This window comes from Butyricicoccus sp. AM27-36 (genome assembly GCF_003480945.1).
GTDB lineage: Bacteria > Bacillota > Clostridia > Oscillospirales > Butyricicoccaceae > Agathobaculum > Agathobaculum butyriciproducens.
Window position 1 is genome coordinate 1 of sequence record NZ_QUJR01000039.1, and the last position, 1,006, is coordinate 1,006.

Annotated in this window: 1 protein-coding gene; it reads right to left on the minus strand. The window is 54.8% G+C overall.

Features of this window, described 5'->3' with window-relative positions; all coding sequences use genetic code 11:
- Positions 1 to 985, minus strand: a 985-nt coding sequence (gene iolG, locus DW724_RS15380; RefSeq protein ID WP_118762054.1) for an inositol 2-dehydrogenase, incomplete at its 3' end; no start/stop codon positions are given.
- Positions 986 to 1,006 lie beyond the last annotated feature (21 nt).

A 1,006-nucleotide genomic window follows, 5' to 3' on the forward strand; every position in this document is an offset into this window, starting at 1 on the left:
GGCAGGACTCGGTAGCAGCCTTAGCCATGAGAACCGGACGCAGGCCGTCGATAGCGCCGACAACAGTCTGGGTATCGTTGTTGATTGCATCAACGAAGGAGATAACCTGATTGATGAATGCCTGGTTGTAACGCTCGAGGAAGAACCACAGCGGCTTCTCGGAGTGAGCGCCATCCTTGGTCAGTACGGTGGTGGTGTTCAGCAGGTCGTTGGCATCGGAAGCCATGCCCTTAGAGCCGAACGCCTCAACGCGCTGGTCGTAGCCGTAAACTGCCTGACGGGAGTTGTTGATAACAGCGATGCAGCCGTTAGCCATCTTCATGGTAACAACAGCGGTGTCAACATCCGGGATACCGGACTCTTCCTGCAGGTTCGGGTTAACGAGGCAGGAACCAACAGCGGAGATCTCAACAGCCTCGGAACCGGTTACGTAGCGAACCATATCGAAGTCGTGGATCATCATATCGTAGAAGATACCGCCGGAAACTGCAACGTAGGAAGCCGGGGGCGGCTCCGGGTCACGGGAGGAAACGATAACGATATGCGGATCGCCGATCGTGCCGTCCTTAACTGCATCTGCAACTGCCTTGTGGTTGTGGTCGAAGCGGCGGTTGAAGCCTACCTGGAACTTAACGCCCTTCTCCTCAACGAGTGCGAGCAGCTTCTTGATCTTGTCGATATCATAGTCGATCGGCTTCTCGCAGAATACGTGCTTGCCAGCCTGAACTGCTGCCATGGAAACATCGCAGTGGGTGTCAGTGGAGGAGCAAACGAATACTACGTCTACCTCAGGATTGTTGATAACGTCCATAAAGTCGGTGGAAACGTTGGTGATCTTGCGCTCTGCCAGCCACTCGCGTGCGCCGGACTTGTCAAGCATCGGGTCAGCAGCAGCTACTACCTGAACGCCCGGTACGGAGTTGATCAGGTTGTTGATGTGCAGCTTGCCGATTCGGCCGCAGCCTACAACGCCAATTTTCAAAATGCCCATTGGAATTCTCTCCTT